Annotated in this window: 12 protein-coding genes; 3 read left to right on the top strand and 9 right to left on the bottom strand. The window is 39.0% G+C overall.

Going from position 1 to position 15,697, the window contains the following annotated elements:
* Positions 1–182 precede the first annotated feature (182 nt).
* The 9 genes from rpoC to BLW93_RS02360 all read right to left on the bottom strand — a co-directional run bounded on the left by rpoC (position 183) and on the right by BLW93_RS02360 (position 13,127).
* On the bottom strand, positions 183–4,616 hold the full coding sequence (gene rpoC, locus BLW93_RS02320; RefSeq protein WP_078058066.1) for a DNA-directed RNA polymerase subunit beta': 4,434 nt from the start codon (positions 4,614–4,616) through the stop codon (positions 183–185).
* 55 nt (positions 4,617–4,671) lie between these two features.
* Positions 4,672–9,036, bottom strand: coding sequence for a DNA-directed RNA polymerase subunit beta (gene rpoB, locus BLW93_RS02325; RefSeq protein WP_078058067.1), 4,365 nt, complete (start codon positions 9,034–9,036; stop codon positions 4,672–4,674).
* A gap of 108 nt (positions 9,037–9,144) precedes the next feature.
* Entirely contained in the window at positions 9,145–9,528 is a 384-nt protein-coding gene (gene rplL / locus BLW93_RS02330) for a 50S ribosomal protein L7/L12 (protein ID WP_076712505.1), read from the bottom strand.
* Positions 9,529–9,546: 18 nt separating this feature from the next.
* Positions 9,547–10,071, bottom strand: coding sequence for a 50S ribosomal protein L10 (rplJ, locus tag BLW93_RS02335; protein WP_076712506.1), 525 nt, complete (start codon positions 10,069–10,071; stop codon positions 9,547–9,549).
* 202 nt (positions 10,072–10,273) lie between these two features.
* Positions 10,274–10,789, bottom strand: coding sequence for a YqhA family protein (locus BLW93_RS02340; RefSeq protein WP_076712507.1), 516 nt, complete (start codon positions 10,787–10,789; stop codon positions 10,274–10,276).
* Positions 10,790–10,803: 14 nt separating this feature from the next.
* On the bottom strand, positions 10,804–11,061 hold the full coding sequence (locus tag BLW93_RS02345) for a hypothetical protein (protein ID WP_076712508.1): 258 nt from the start codon (positions 11,059–11,061) through the stop codon (positions 10,804–10,806).
* A gap of 34 nt (positions 11,062–11,095) precedes the next feature.
* The gene (locus tag BLW93_RS02350) at positions 11,096–11,779 is read right to left on the bottom strand and encodes a phosphoadenylyl-sulfate reductase (RefSeq protein WP_076712509.1); all 684 of its coding nucleotides are present in this window, start codon (positions 11,777–11,779) and stop codon (positions 11,096–11,098) included.
* Positions 11,780–11,797: 18 nt separating this feature from the next.
* The gene (locus BLW93_RS02355) at positions 11,798–12,895 is read right to left on the bottom strand and encodes a THUMP domain-containing class I SAM-dependent RNA methyltransferase (RefSeq protein ID WP_076712510.1); all 1,098 of its coding nucleotides are present in this window, start codon (positions 12,893–12,895) and stop codon (positions 11,798–11,800) included.
* The gene (locus BLW93_RS02360) at positions 12,885–13,127 is read right to left on the bottom strand and encodes a nicotinamide mononucleotide transporter (protein ID WP_076712511.1); all 243 of its coding nucleotides are present in this window, start codon (positions 13,125–13,127) and stop codon (positions 12,885–12,887) included. Before BLW93_RS02360 ends, BLW93_RS02355 begins: the two co-directional genes overlap by 11 nt.
* A 106-nt stretch (positions 13,128–13,233) precedes the next feature.
* Between BLW93_RS02360 and BLW93_RS02365 the strand changes: the two genes are divergently transcribed.
* The 3 genes from BLW93_RS02365 to BLW93_RS02375 all read left to right on the top strand — a co-directional run.
* Entirely contained in the window at positions 13,234–14,340 is a 1,107-nt protein-coding gene (locus BLW93_RS02365) for a WYL domain-containing protein (RefSeq protein ID WP_076712512.1), read from the top strand.
* A gap of 119 nt (positions 14,341–14,459) precedes the next feature.
* Positions 14,460–15,257 (top strand): AAA family ATPase, encoded by a 798-nt coding sequence (locus BLW93_RS02370; protein WP_076712513.1) that lies wholly within the window; start codon positions 14,460–14,462, stop codon positions 15,255–15,257.
* Between the two features lie 2 nt (positions 15,258–15,259).
* Positions 15,260–15,697: transposase (locus BLW93_RS02375; protein ID WP_245791970.1), on the top strand; the 438-nt coding region annotated here is incomplete at its 3' end.

Below are 15,697 nucleotides of genomic sequence, written 5' to 3' on the forward strand. Positions count from 1 at the left end.
AATCTATGGAGAAAGTTGCTTCTGGAATCTTAGTAAAACATAATTGATGGAATACTACCGCAGCAAATTTAAATAAAATTAACCAGACCAGCAATATCAAAACATCTGAAACTGTTCTTAAAAACCTCTCAAAATAGAAAAGGGGGCTTTAAAGCCCCCTTTAAATTATTGGAACCACAATTTTACTTTGCCCTGGCTTCTTCTGTTTTTTCAGACTCTTTAGCCTTTTCACAATACTGCCATGTAATCTTTCTGTATTCTTTTCTACCTGTTCCAGCAGGTATGAGCCTTCCAATAATAACGTTCTCTTTAAGGCCTCTGAGATAATCTCTCTTACCTCTAACCGCTGCTTCGGAAAGAACCCTTGTTGTCTCCTGGAAAGAAGCAGCAGAGATAAAGCTTTCCGTAGAAAGGGCTGCCTTTGTTATACCCGTAAGAACAGGCTTGGCTTTAGGTGGACGCTTACCTTCCTCAAAAAGCTTCTTTCTTACTCTTTCAAACTCTTCTCTGTCAACTATCTCTTCAACAAGGAAATTACTGTCGCCAGCGTCCTCTATCTTAACCTTTCTGAGCATTCTTTTGATAATCACTTCAAAATGTTTATCGTTAATTTCAACACCCTGAGCACGGTAAACGGATTGTACCTCGTCAAGGAGAAATCTCTCAACAGCCCTTTCACCCATGATGGCAAGTATATCATGAGGATTAAGCTGACCGTCCGTTAGAGGCTCACCAGCTTTAACATAATCTCCCGTTCTCACATAGATATACTTACCTTTCGGAACTTCATATTCCCTCTTAACACCTGTTTCAGGATTGAGAATCGTTATCTTCTTCTTGGCTCTTTCCGTTTCAACGTAAACCTTACCATCAATTTCAGCAAGAATAGCCGCATCTTTTGGCTTTCTCGCTTCAAGAAGTTCCGCAACTCTCGGCAGACCTCCAGTAATATCCTTTGTTCCGCCAATCTTTCTCGGAAGTCTTGCTAAAGGCGTTCCAATCGTTACCTTCTCACCTTCATGAACCATTATACGAGAACCTACAGGCAGAGGATAGAAGTCAACAACTTCACCGTTTTCATCAACTATCTCAATTGTCGGCTCATATGGAAGGGTTCTGTATTCAAGCACAACAGGCTCATTTTCAGATACGGTAACACCGGGGATAATATCTTTGTATCTGATTATCCCAGATTTAAGAGCAAGAATAGGCACAGCAAGAGGATCCCATTCAACAAGTATTGTACCGGGCTTAACCTTCTGTCCGTCTTTAACCCTCAGGTAAGAAGCGTAAGGAATGTCATACCTTTCAAGGTGCTTACCTGTCTTTTCATCAATAACAGCAATTTTTCCAGCTCTGTTGATAACAATAACATTACCTTCCGTATCGGTAATTGTGTTAACGTCAAAAATTCTAACTATACCTTCATGCTTGGCTTTATATTCGGACTCTTCGGCACCACGCATAGCAATACCACCAATATGGAAGGTACGCATGGTAAGCTGAGTTCCCGGTTCACCAATTGACTGGGCAGCAATAATCCCCACAGATTCTCCTAACTGAACTGGCCTTCTCCTCGCAAGGTCTCTTCCATAACACTTAGCACAAACACCAAATGGTGCTTTACAGGTCATAACAGATCTAATCTTAACCTTATCTATACCAAGATTTTCAATCCTCTGTGCCATTTCATCTGAAATCTCTTCATTCTTACGGACCAAAATTTCACCGGTTATAGGATCCGCTATATCTTCAGCAGCATATCTTCCTGCAATCCTTTTGGCAAGAGGAATGATAATCTCACCTGCTTCCATAAGGGCAGAAATTTCAATACCGTCATCACAGCCGCAATCTTCCATAGTTACGATAATATCCTGAGCAACATCAGCAAGTCTCCTTGTCAGGTAACCAGCGTCAGCGGTTTTAAGAGCAGTATCAGCAAGACCTTTTCTTGCACCATGAGTTGAGATAAAGTACTCAAGAACTGTCAAACCTTCACGGAAACTTGAAATGATAGGTGTTTCAATAATTTCACCTGAAGGCTTGGCCATAAGACCCCTCAAACCTGCAAGCTGACGAATCTGCTGCTGGCTACCCCGGGCACCAGAAGCAAGCATCATGTAAACCGGATTAAATGTTCCATCATTAGGAAGCCTTCCACGGCTGTCAATATCGTGGGTTTTCATATATTCCATCATATCCTTTGTTATCTGTTCTGTAACCCTTGTCCATATATCAACAATCTTGTTGTATCTTTCATCTTTAGAGAGAAGGCCTTTTCTGTAACCTTCTTCTATCATTTCAACTTCTCTTTTCGCCTTTTCAACAAGTTCTTTCTTGGTTGGAGGAATGTGAAGATCGTCTATACCGATTGAAAGACCGCCGAGGGTTGCCATTAGGAATCCATTTTCCTTTAACCTGTCAAGCATATCAACGGTAACTTCATTACCATACTTTTTATGAATATCGGCAATCATCGCAGCAATGGCTTTTTTACTCATTACCTTGTTAATATAAGGATAATCTTCCGGAAGAAGCAGGTTAAACTTTATCCTTCCGGCCGTCGTTTCAATAATTTCAGGTCTACCTGTTTCGCTCTTGTGAACAGGAATTCTCACCTTAATCTTTGCGTGAAGATCTATTAATCCAAGATCAAAAGCTCTAAGTGCTTCGTTGAAATCAGAAAATATCTTTCCTTCACCTTTAGCATCTTTCTTTTCAAGTGTAATGTAGTAAAGACCAAGAACCATATCCTGAGAAGGAACGGCAAGAGGTTTTCCGTGAGCCGGTGAAAGAATGTTTTGAGTTGAAAGCATAAGTGTGTAGGCTTCAAGCTGTGCTTCAAGAGAAAGAGGAACATGAACGGCCATCTGGTCACCGTCAAAGTCAGCGTTAAATGCCGCACAAACGAGAGGATGAAGCTTGATAGCCTTACCTTCAACAAGTATCGGTTCAAATGCCTGAACAGAGACTCTGTGCAGTGTCGGAGCACGGTTTAGAAGAACTGGATGTTCTTTAATAACTTCTTCAAGGCATTCCCATACTACCGGATCCTGCCTTTCAACCATTTTCTTGGCTTGCTTGACCGTGTTAGCGTAACCTTTTTCTTCAAGTCTTCTGTATATAAAAGGTTTAAAGAGTTCAAGTGCCATAATTTTAGGAAGACCGCACTGGTGCATCTTAAGGTCAGGACCGATAACGATAACGGCACGACCTGAGTAATCAACCCTTTTACCTAAAAGGTTTTGTCTGAATCTTCCCTGCTTTCCTCTCAAAACATCTGAAAGAGACTTAAGAGGATGCCCTTTTGAACTTCTTACAGGCCTTCCTCTTCTTCCATTATCTATAAGAGTGTCAACCGCTTCCTGAAGCATTCTCTTTTCGTTTCTAATGATAATATCAGGAGCGTCAAGCTCTATAAGTCTTTTAAGACGGTTATTCCTGTTAATAACCCTTCTGTAAAGATCGTTAAGGTCAGAAGTCGCAAACCTGCCACCTTCAAGAGGAACCAGAGGCCTTAATTCCGGCGGAAGAACAGGAAGAACCTCAAGAACCATCCATTCAGGCTTGTTATCGCTTTCTATGAAAGCTTCTACAAGTCTTAATCTTTTAACCAGCTTTTTAAGTTTAGCTTCTGTTGTATCTTTTCTTGTAGCCCTTCTAATTTCTTCCTTTACAAGCTCTTTGCTCTGAATTTTTCCAAGCTCAACAAGGTAATCTACATACCAGTCAAGGGCTTTTCCACCTTTTTCAACTTTCAACGTACATGTTTCTGAAATTTTCTTAAAGTCTTCGTAAGGAATAATCTGTCCCTTTTCAAGGTTGCTATCTCCAGGCTCAACTACAACAACAAGTGTCTTCTTAACAATACCAATAATGGTGTCTTCTGAAAGACCGGTGTAGTAAGAGATTGTCTCAACTGCCGCCTTAAATACGTTTGGCAGTCTCTTCTGAAGATCACTGTTTATTCCGTCAATCTCACCGGAATACATCCTTATCTCTTCGCGAAGCTCTTCAGCAAGGTCTTCAAGGTTTACCCTTTTGAGAGCTTCTTTTATAGCTTCGGCACCGATACCTACTTCAAAAGCATCCTCTCCAAGTTCTTCTATTTTTTCTCTATACTCTTCTTCCGTTAATATCTGAAACTGTTTGAGACCTGTTTCTTCTTCATCTCCAGGATCAAGAACAATATAGCTTTCAAAGTAAACAACCCTCTCAACTTCTCTTACGGAAAGCCCTAAAAGGGCACCTATTTTACTCGGGACAGACTTTACGTACCAGATGTGTGTACATGGAGCTGCAAGCTCTATATGACCAAACCTTCTTCTTCTTTCTCTCGAAAGAGTAACTTCAACACCACATCTATCACAAATTACACCTTTATATTTAGAACCTCTATATTTTCCACACAGACATTCCCAATCTCTTATAGGTCCAAATATTCTCGCACAGAAAAGGCCGTCCTTCTCTGGCTTTAATGTCCTGTAATTAAGTGTTTCCGGCAGCTTTACCTCACCGTATGACCATTCTTTAATCTTCTCAGGTGAAGCAAGGCCTATCTCTATTGCATCAAAATCAAAGGTTTTAGGTTCTTCTGAAAAGATAATCTCTTTCACTACAGCTCCTCCTATAAAGGATTCTTTACATTAAAGGGGGCAGACCCCCAAACTGTCACTCTTCTTCTTTTTCTTCAAATAGTTTTTCGGCCTCGCTCTTCTCAGGCTCTGATTCTTCTATCTGCTTGATGAACTTAACATCAAGAGCAAGTGCTTTAAGTTCTCTAACAAGAACGTTAAATGATTCAGGAAGCCCAGGTTCAAACGTGTACTTACCTTTTACAATAGATTCGTAAACTCTTGACCTTCCTTCAACATCGTCAGATTTAACCGTAAGCATCTCCTGAAGTGTATAAGCAGCACCATAAGCTTCAAGTGCCCAGACTTCCATCTCTCCGAATCTCTGACCACCAAACTGTGCCTTACCGCCGAGCGGTTGTTGAGTGATGAGTGAATAAGGACCCGTTGAACGGGCATGAATTTTATCATCAGCAAGGTGAATCAGCTTGAGCATATACATGTAACCAACAGTAACATCCTGATCAAACGGCTCTCCAGTTAAGCCATCGTAAACTGTAAGTCTTCCCGTTTCAGGAAGCCCTGCGAGTTTAAGAAGTCTTTTAATTTCCTTCTCTTTGGCACCCATGAAAATCGGAGATTCGAAGTTAATACCTTTTGAAAGTTTTTTGGCAACTTCTCTCAATTCATCATCGGAAAGCGAATCGATAAGCTTGCTTATGTTTTCATCGTCGTAGATAGCCTTTATCTCTTCCCTAACAAGGTCAAGTCCGACTTTCATAAGCTTTTCAATTTTCTTACCGAGCTCTTTAGCAGCAAGCCCAAGGTGAACTTCAAGAATCTGCCCGACGTTCATACGAGACGGAACACCAAGAGGGTTAAGGGTAATATCAATTGGTGTGCCATCTTCAAGGAAAGGCATATCTTCAACAGGTCTTATCTGAGAAACAACACCCTTGTTTCCGTGACGACCTGACATTTTATCACCAATTGTAAGCTTACGCTTGGTTGCTACATAAACTTTAACTACTTTGTTCACACCAGCAGGAAGATCATGGCCCACTTCAAGAGCGGCTTTCTTCTCTTCATAAATATTCTCAATAAGAGCAATCTTATCAACAGCTTTGATCCTTATCTCTTTAAGCTTCTTCTCAACTTCAGCATCATCTATGATTGAGGGCTTACGAAGAGCAAAGAAAACAACATCGCTAACTTTATCTTCGCTTATCTTTTCACCGGCAGCAACAAGAAGATTTCCGTTAGCGTCGTAAACGTCTTCCTTAACAGCCTTTCCAACGATAAGTTCCGCAGCTCTTCTGTCTCTGTCTGCCTTAACAAGGCCTATCTCTTCCTGTTTAGCTCTTTCAAGTTTTGCTTTCTCTTCACTTTCTATAAGCTGTGTTCTAATGTCTTTCTTTTCTCCCTTCCTTGAGAGAATCTTTACATCAATAACAACACCTTCGACACCGTGAGGAACATAAAGTGAAGAATCTTTAACACCTTTTGCCTTCTCACCAAAAATAGCCTGGAGCAGTTTCTCTTCAGGCGTTAGAACCTGTTCTCCCTTTGGAGTAACCTTTCCAACTAAGATGTCACCGGGTTTTACGTAGGTTCCGATTCTTACAATTCCTGATTCATCAAGATTCTTAAGCAAAGATTCAGGAACGCCTGGAATATCTCTTGTTATCTCTTCCCTTCCAAGCTTTGTTTCTACCGCTTCACACTCAAGTTCCTGTATATGGATTGATGTATAAACATCATCTTTCAAAAGTCTCTCACTAACAAGAATGGCATCTTCGAAGTTGTAACCGCGCCATGGCATAAATGCAATAAGAACGTTCTTACCGAGGGCAAGTTCACCATTATCCATTGAAGGGCCATCTGCGATTATTTCGCCTTTTTCAACCCTTTGACCTTTTTTAACAATAGGTCTCTGGTTAAAGCAAGTTTTCTGGTTTGACTTCTTAAATTTTTTAAGCTCATAAACGTCAAAACCTGTATCAACAGAAAGTCCACCTTCTGTTATCTCTTCCGGATCAACTTTTATGATTATCTTATCAGCAGTCACGCTTTCAACGATACCTGAACGCTTTGCAACAACAGCATTTCTACTGTAAAGAGCAACTGGTTTTTCCATTCCTGTTGCAACAAACGGCGCCTCTGTTTTAACTAAAGGAACAGCTTGACGCTGCATGTTTGAACCCATGAGGGCACGGTTGGCGTCATCGTGTTCGAGGAACGGAATGAGAGAAGCTGATACTGAAAATACCTGCTTAGGTGAAACGTCCATAAACTGAACTTCTTCTTTCTTTACAAGTTTGAATTCAGCTTTGTGCCTTGCCATTACCATATCAGAAGTAAGGTTTCCTTCCTCATCAACAGGAGCGTTAGCCTGAGCGATAATATAGTTTTCCTCTTCATCAGCTGTCATGTAAACAATCTCATCAGTAACTTTTCCATTAACAACCTTTCTGTAGGGCGTCTCAAGAAAGCCAAGCCAGTTAATCTTCCCATAAGTGGTAAGAGAGTTAATGAGACCGATATTCTGACCTTCTGGTGTTTCAATTGGACAGATACGACCGTAGTGGGATGGATGAACGTCACGCACTTCAAATCCAGCTCTCTCTCTTGTAAGACCACCAGGACCAAGTGCTGAAAGACGTCTCTTATGCGTTGTCTCTGAAAGCGGGTTCGTTTGATCCATAAACTGGCACAGCTGTGTAAGGTTGAAGAACTCGTTTAGAGGATTAAGTGCCGTCCTTGGATTTATAAGATCCTGAGGCATAACAGACTCAACATCAGCAACACCAAGCTTTTCCCTTACAGCCTTTTCAAGCTTGAAAAGACCTGATTTAAAGGCTATCTCAGCAAGTTCGCCAACGCCTCTAACCCTTCTGTTACCAAGGTGGTCAATATCATCGTAACCTCTAATTCCAGCGTGAACCTCAAGTAATGCCTTTACAGTGCCTACAATATCAGCTTTGTGAAGAAGTCTTCCAGACTCATCGTAATCAGGCTCAACCGCTATCTTATCAACGTTGGAGAGCTCTAAAAGTTTAATTGCAACTTCTCTATCAAGGAATGTTCCTTTTGTTATAACAATGTCACCATCTTCGTTTTTAATGTCTTCAGCAATTATGAGAGGCGGAAGCCAATCAATAGAAGTGAGATCTTCTTTTGTTATCTCTTTAAGTTTTTCCTGAGGATAAACCTTTTCGTTAATCTTTGCCCTACCAACCCTTGAAAGGTCGTAGTGCTTGGTACTAAAGAACATAGTTTCAAATAGCCTTTTAGCACCTTCAACGGTAGCCGTATCACCAGGTCTAACCTTTCTAAAAATCTCAACGTAAGCAGCAATAAGGGGATCGTCTATCTTTTCTCTAACTCTGTCTTTCTTCTCTTTTCTTAAAGTGTTAATAATAACAGCACCGTAAGGCTTTGCTTTTCTGTGAACTGCCTTAAACTCGGCACCTTCAGGAAGTTTCCTTGAACTTGTTGAAAGTTCCTCATAAGCTTCTTGAATGACTTCACCTGTTTCAGGATCTATTAAATCTTCAATTAGGTAGTATCCAAGCATCTCTTCACTGGACTTAACGTTACCTTTTTCATCTACTATTTCACCGTTTACAATTTTAAATTTCTCTATAACGTCACCGTAGAAGATATCTATAATTTGTTCATCCGTTCTTACGCCAAAGGCTCTTAAAAGATACGTTCCAAGAAATCTTCTCTTTCTGTCTATCTTAACGTAGAGAACTTCGTTGTGAGGAATTTCAAACTCTATCCATGACCCCATTGCGGGGATTATGCTTGCAATATCAATAATCCTTGCAACCGTTGTCGTTTTAGAAACTTCATTTTTAAAGAAAAGACCAGGAGATCTATGAAGCTGGCTGACAACAACTTTTTGAGTACCATTAATAATGAACGTTCCTCTCTCTGTCATGAGAGGAATTTCACCAAAATACATCTTGTTTTCTTTTATAATTGGAGCTATTTTTTCGCCGGTTCTTGGATCTTTCTGCCACACGTGAAGCTCAAAAAGAACCCTTAAAGGTGCGGTGTAAGAGATACCTCTTTCTATGCATTCGTCAGGAGTGTATTTTGGCCTAAATACAACTTCCATTCCACAGTTAGGACATACGACTCCTTTTCCACCAAGCCCCTGATATTTTCCACATTTACAGTACCAATCACCTATTTCATAGCCTTTATAGTGAATTTCAACACCAGACGCCTCATCAACTATTGGAAACGCCTGTCTAAAAGCCGATTCAAGTCCGGTATTTTCCCTCTTCTCAGGATGCTTATTGAGCTGCAGAAATCTTTCATAGGATTCAAAAGGAAATTCAAGAAGATCTGGAATTGGAAGAACTTCTTTTTTTCTTGCGAAAGTTTTTCTTGGGAGGGATTTTTCTAATTTGATGCCTGTTGCCTTTTTGACTGCTTGTGTTCTACTCATACTGCACCCTCTTTTTTGGTTTTTAAAATAGGATAAGGGTGGTTGTCCATCTGACAACCACCCGCCGAAAAAGGTAATTTATTGTCTGATATGCAAATTTTCAATATGTTACTTAATTTCTACCTCTGCTCCAGCTTCTTCAAGCTTTTTGGCAATTTCTTCAGCTTCTTCTTTGGATACACCTTCTTTCACTGGGCTTGGGGCACCGTCAACGAGAGCTTTTGCTTCTTTAAGTCCAAGACCTGTAATTTCCCTAACAACCTTGATAACCTGAATCTTTTTAGCGCCAGCATTCTTGAGAATAACGTCAAATTCTGTCTTCTCAGCTGCAGCAGCTTCACCTGCACCACCTGCAGCAACAGGACCAGCAGCAACAACAGGCATATCAGATACACCAAACTTTTCCTTGATGAGGTTGATGAGCTCTACAAGCTCAAGTACTGTCATGTTTTCAATTGCTTCTACTATTTGCTCTTTTGTGATTTCAGCCATTCTTTACCTCCCTATAAATTAAGCTGTTTCTTTCTCGCTTTTTACATTTTCAAGCACAAAGACAAGTTTCTGGAAGAGATTTTCCAGAGACCATGCTATTGCATTTACCGGATACTTCAATGCAAAAGCAAGCTGACCAAGAAGCTCTTCCCTTGAAGGGACAGAAGCAAGAGCCTTAAGTTGTTCATAATCAGCAACCTTACCCTCGATAACAGCCGCTTTAAACTTAAGCTTCTCATCTTCTTCAATAAATTTTTTAAGTGCTTTTGCAGCTGCTACAATATCACCAAAGGCAAAAGCAATACCAGTGGGACCGACAAACTTGTCTGCAATCTGCTCAACTGGTGTTCCAGGATAAGCTTTTCTCATAAGAGTGTTCTTAACCACCCTGTACTCAGCACCAGCTTCTCTAAGAACTCTTCTAAGGGCATTACTTTCTGCCACTGTCATGCCTTGAAAGTCTGTAAGAACGACAAGAGGTGCTTTTTCAAACTTTTCCTTCAATTCTTCAATGATAACTGCTTTATCTTTTCTCGTTTTCAAAGGAGCTACCTCCTCAAGGTTTTAAAAGACTTAAAAGGCGGGGTTGTAGAGGGAGGGGCAAGTTGAAATGGAAAGAAACAGCTCTCCTCCGGTCTCAGCAGGCTGTCCTTTTAGGACATTTAAGCTCACGCACCTACCCTCTACGACCGCCACACTGTCAGGTGTAATTATATGTACTGTTTCTACATTGTCAAGAAAAAAATCAATGTTTATGACTCAAATATAGAGCTCCAGAAATGGCAAATATCGAGACGGCAAGCACCAAAAGCTCAAGGGGCGTTTTATAAACAATATGCAGAGCATATTTAAAAAATGTAACAATAAGCACCATCAAAACTACTTTCGCAAGTTTTTCTTTTAAATCGTCAAGTGATTCTATATTAAGGAGCTTTACATTATCTGAATTAATGGCAGAATCAATTTTACTAACATATAGTTCATAAAGACCGAGAGAAAAAATTATCATCACCGTAGCTATAAGATAAATATCAACTGCTGTGATAATGTTTTCTATCGCATACTTGTAAAAATTCTTATCGTAAGCTACAAGGGAAGACATAGTTTTGATAAAAACTTTCATTATCTTATCAGTACCCACTATAAAAAGAGAAAATGAAGCAAATATCGACGGAATAACTGCCAGAATGACCAGAAATCTACTATACCACAACCCTTTTTCAAATATTCTTTCAATAACGGTTGCACTTTTATTACGCATAAAATAACTCCTTGTTAAACAATATCAAAAAGCTGAGCTTCCCTTTTCATAAGTCTGTTAAACAGGGTATCCCAGAAGTAATTAGAAGATTTTCTGATAGCAGCATTCACGTTTGAATTGTAGAACTTTTCGGAATCCTCAAGCTCTCCGCCTAAAAGCTCAAAAAGAGTATCCTCTTTGAGGGCTTTATCTATTTTATCCTGATTGTAAAGAAAGAAATCAGCTACAACTGTTCTTGCAAGTCTTTCAGCTTTTCTCAAATCTTCTTGCATCCTTTCCTCCTCCTATAACCTTGGTACCATTTTACTATATTTCTTCTTTCTCGGTAAATGTGTGAATTCCACATTCCAGCTTTTTCTTACCTGTCCATCTACCAGAACGTTCGTCGTCGGAAATCGGAAGAGAGGTGCAAGGAACACATCCAAAAGATGTATAACCTTTGTCATATAATGGATTATACGGAAGTTTATTCTTAAAAACATAATTCCAAACTTTTTTTCTATCCCAATCGGCAAGAGGTGCCAATTTCGTTATTCGCTTTCCAGAGGGAAGTCTGTGTATTTCCACTTTTCTCAGATTCTTCCTGGTAGGTGATTGATCTCTTCGCATTCCTGTAATCCAGAGATCAACTCCATCTTCAAGGAATTTATCAAGTGGAGCAACTTTCCTTAAGCTACAGCAAAGATCAGGATCACGATTCCAGAGCTCTTTTCCATACTTCTTATCCTGTTCTTCAAGAGAAAGTGCAGGCTTAACAAAAATAAGATTAATGTTCCATTTGCCTTTTAAATATTCTGCAAACTCGTAAGTCTCTTTAAATAGAAGACCTGTATCAATAAGGACTACTTCTATATCAGGTTTAATTTTTAAAGCCATGCTAAGAATAACCACACTATTAATACTGAACGAAGAAGTAATTATAGGACGAGAAGCCGGAAGAATAAATTTTTCAAGCAACCTCTGGGGAGAATAAGATTCATAATCTTTCACTGCAACCTCACAAGATAATTATCGGTTACAGTATAAATTAACCCTTATCCCGCCGTTAGAAAAGCTAAGAATTTTTTTACACTTTATTCCAGTAGCTGAAACAAGCCTGTTAGAAGGAGCAAGAAAACCGACTTTATAGCCCAAAAAAGATTTCTTTAGCCAATCCCCGAATTCTTTATAAATCTTTTCAGCATTCACTTTTATTCTTTTACCGTAAGGTGGATTAGTAATAACATAAACAAGGGGCATGATTTTACCCTTAGGTAAAGAAGCCACTTTTAAAAAAATCTCTACCCCTGCCGCTTCAGCGTTATTTACTGCAGCTTTTATTGCGTGCTCTGATATATCAAAACCATAAACTTCCGGAAAATCCTTTATACTTTCTCTTGCATTTTCCAGAATTTGATTCCATAGTGATCCATCAAAATTTTTCCATTTCATAAATGCAAATTCTCTGTTAAGTCCCGGCGGTATATTTGCACTTATCAAAGCAGCTTCTATCGGAATTGTTCCTGAACCGCAAAAAGGATCTATTAAAGGTGTTTTTCTATCCCAGCCTGAAGCAAGAATCATAGCAGAAGCAAGCGTTTCTCTAAGCGGTGCTTCCGTTTCAACAACCCTGTATCCTCTTTTATGTAAAGATGCACCAGAACTGTTAACACTTATCGTGCAAAAATCGTTCTCAATTCTTACAATAATAGATGTCCCTTCATCCTCAAACTTTGCCTCTTCAAGCTGATGTTTTAACCTATGATGGATACCTTTTAAGATTCTCTCAGCAACTGCCTTAGAATGGTAAAGCTTTGACTTTTTGCACGTTACCCTGACTTTGACTTTCTGAGGAAAAGGAAAATAGATATCCCATGGATACCTTGAAACCTTTTTAACAAGTTCTGAAAAAGTTGTAACCTTAAATGAAGCAACCCTGACAAGAATCCTGTTAGCTGTTCTCAACCAGAGGTTAGAAAGATAAAGTTCTCTTAAACCACCTTTAAATTCAACGCCTCCGGGAACAACTTTTCCTTCTATGCCTAAATCTTCAAGCTCTGAAAGTGTAATCTCTTCTATTCCCGGCTGAGAAACGGCAAAAAGTTTAAAAACTGTTCTACTTTCCATTGTTAAGCGTCCAGTGAACAATTCCTATCACTTCAACAATCGCATAAATAAGTGAACTTGTTAATATTCCATACTGTTTCGTTTTATAGGCATAAATTGCGTAAAGCGTTGACGCACAAAGTGCAACCATAAAGCCTATGTTAGGATAACCAAGAGCTGTAATAAAAAGTCCCGAAACACCGAACACGGATGCAACTATCTCAAGAATTTTCTGTCCCTTCGTCCTTTCCATGAAAAAAACCTCAAATAAGATTTGCAAAGGGAAATTTAGGTTAAATTCCTGATAAGGCAAACAGCGTATAAGCTATAATTTCTATAAATGGATATTGAGGTACAACATGGCTGCTGAAGAACATCACAGAGTGGAGTTTTTGTTAGAGATATTGAAAATTTTGCTTCAGAGCAGAAATTTCATCAAAACAAGAGACATTCATGAACAACTGTTTGCCAGAGGTATCCTATCCGACACAAACCCTGCAGGAAAAGATAGAAGAAAATTAAACAGAGCCCTTCAATTTCTCGAAAACATAGGATACGCCGAATCAAAATATCCGGAAATAAAAGGAAGAAAGTCCCAGGAATGGCGGGCAAATCAGCGGGCATTTCCAGTTTTAACATCCATAACGGAAGAAGAACTGACATCGCTGCTTACCTTCAGCAGCTTTATCCCGGAAAATTACAAAAACCTTGAAATATTCAAACCGTTTGTTAACTTGATAAAACGCCTCCGAAAGGAATTTAACAGAGAAAAGCTGGAACGTATAGAATTTTCTTTTGTTTACGAACCTCAATTTCTTGAAAAATTTGTAGATATTAATCAAAAAGAGTTAAATATGATATATCATGCAATAATAGAAGGAAAATCGCTCATCGTAAGCTACAAAGGCTCCGATTTTTTTAAAATTCAACCGTTAAAAGTATTTGTCTATAACGGCATAATGTACCTATGTGCACTCATCGAAAACAAAACCTTCAGAACGTTTCACATTTCAGGGTTAAAAATCATAGACGAACATCCAGAAAAACCGGATAAATTCTTATCCCGCAAATTCCGAAAAACAACATTTCTGTTTGAAGAGGAAAAACCTTTCCTTTTCGGTGCAAAAGTTGCATTTAAAGAATCACTGAGCTTTTTCAAAAATCCCCTCCTATTTCCAACCCAATTCTATTTAAAAAAGGAGGAAGACAAACATTTTGAAGTATTCTTAGTAGGATTCACAGGATACCGATTTGCAAGCAGATTTTTAGTTGAGGAGATAATAGAAATAATCCCGCCTGATAAAAGAATAATTAAAGAAGCGAAAGAAAAAAAACTCGTCAAATGCCATCCTGAACTCAGTCACTCGTTAAAAGAAAACAGAAAACGATTTCAATCATTCTTGAAAACATTTGATACGCTCATAAAACAGAGGCAAAAGCTCATCAGCAGTATTGACTGTTTGTAATTTTCATCAGTTGAAAAATCAGTATGTTACGGCAACCATAAAATCTCTCCGTATTTAGTCATTTAATGTCCAATAATTTCTGTATCTTTTCAGATGAAATACTACTACAGGAGGAAAGGATGGGAGAAAAAAACGTAAAATCAGAGATCTACCTAAAAGAAACATTCCCCAGAAAACTATTTCTAATAAGAGAAAATGCCTCTAAAGTGCTTAAAAACCTTGTATTCTTAATAGAGCAGGAACATCCGGAATATGAAATCTACACGGGAGGGGTTATCTACAGAAACGATTCTACCATTAACAATATCTTTATCTTTAAAAATGATGAAGTTGTTGGAAACATAAGGATAGCATGGGATTCTTCTCTTTTTAACGAAAAATTTATTAAAGTCTATTTCTTCTACGCACCGACCGAAGAAAACAAACTCCTTATTACAAAAGTATGTGAAATATTAAGAACAGAAAGTTTAGATAAAACCCACATACACCTTCAAATCGACGCCAGCTGGCGTAGAACATTGGAATATTTTCTGGAAGCAGAAGAATTTTTAAATCCTCTAATAAGAGAGCTATTTTACGGTATCGACGCCGAACAACTGGCCGAATCTTTTCTCAAAGCTCCTCAGGGAATTTTAATACTCTTTGGAGAGCCGGGAACGGGAAAAAGCAAGCTAATCCAATATATCATCGGAAGAAGCCAACACATTTTGAATAAGAAAGTGAAAATCTTAATGCTAAAAGGAAAAAATGCTTTCAAATCCAACGCCGATGAAATAGATACCTACATCAATAACGACCTTGTAATACTTGACGATTTTGACTTTGTGTCTCTGACAAGAAACAATGAAGCCGTTTCCGACATAGTTTCAACAATACTTTCAGTAACAGACGGAGGTAGTGTACGATATTTTGTGTAAGCTTGAGAAATGGGATAACCTCCTGGGGAACACCCCACAAATACCAACCCCAGGAGGCAAAAATGGAACTACAGAAGATTTTACCAGACCTAGTTAAGGAAGTGGTAAAGCAAACCTTAGAGTCAATCATGACGGCTGAAAGAGAAGTGTTTCTTAAAGAACATGGAGGAACAAAGAACGGCTTTTACGTTAGAAACTTAGATACTGTTATCGGTAAGCTTGAAAATCTGAGAATTCCAAGAGATAGAGAGGGAAAATTCAGAACAAAGTTGATAGAACCTTATAGAAGAAGAGATATCAATCTTGAAGACTTAATACTTGGGATGTTTGCCTCTGGTATGAGTGCAAGAGCAGTAGCCCAGGCTCTTGAAAGCGTGTTTGAACTTAAATACTCACCCTCAACCATAAGCAAAATATCGCAGGTAACCTTAGAGGAAATA

The sequence above is a fragment of the Desulfurobacterium indicum genome (assembly GCF_001968985.1).
GTDB classification, from domain to species: domain Bacteria; phylum Aquificota; class Aquificia; order Desulfurobacteriales; family Desulfurobacteriaceae; genus Desulfurobacterium_A; species Desulfurobacterium_A indicum.

Bases quoted from the DNA above. Each gene is read 5' to 3' on its own strand.
- rpoB (WP_078058067.1), bottom strand. From the start codon at position 9,036: ATGAGTAGAACACAAGCAGTCAAAAAGGCAACAGGCATCAAATTAGAA.
- rplL (WP_076712505.1), bottom strand. From the start codon at position 9,528: ATGGCTGAAATCACAAAAGAGCAAATAGTAGAAGCAATTGAAAACATG.
- BLW93_RS02340 (WP_076712507.1), bottom strand. From the start codon at position 10,789: ATGCGTAATAAAAGTGCAACCGTTATTGAAAGAATATTTGAAAAAGGG.
- BLW93_RS02345 (WP_076712508.1), bottom strand. From the start codon at position 11,061: ATGCAAGAAGATTTGAGAAAAGCTGAAAGACTTGCAAGAACAGTTGTA.
- BLW93_RS02355 (WP_076712510.1), bottom strand. From the start codon at position 12,895: ATGGAAAGTAGAACAGTTTTTAAACTTTTTGCCGTTTCTCAGCCGGGA.
- BLW93_RS02360 (WP_076712511.1), bottom strand. From the start codon at position 13,127: ATGGAAAGGACGAAGGGACAGAAAATTCTTGAGATAGTTGCATCCGTG.
- BLW93_RS02365 (WP_076712512.1), top strand. From the start codon at position 13,234: ATGGCTGCTGAAGAACATCACAGAGTGGAGTTTTTGTTAGAGATATTG.
- BLW93_RS02370 (WP_076712513.1), top strand. From the start codon at position 14,460: ATGGGAGAAAAAAACGTAAAATCAGAGATCTACCTAAAAGAAACATTC.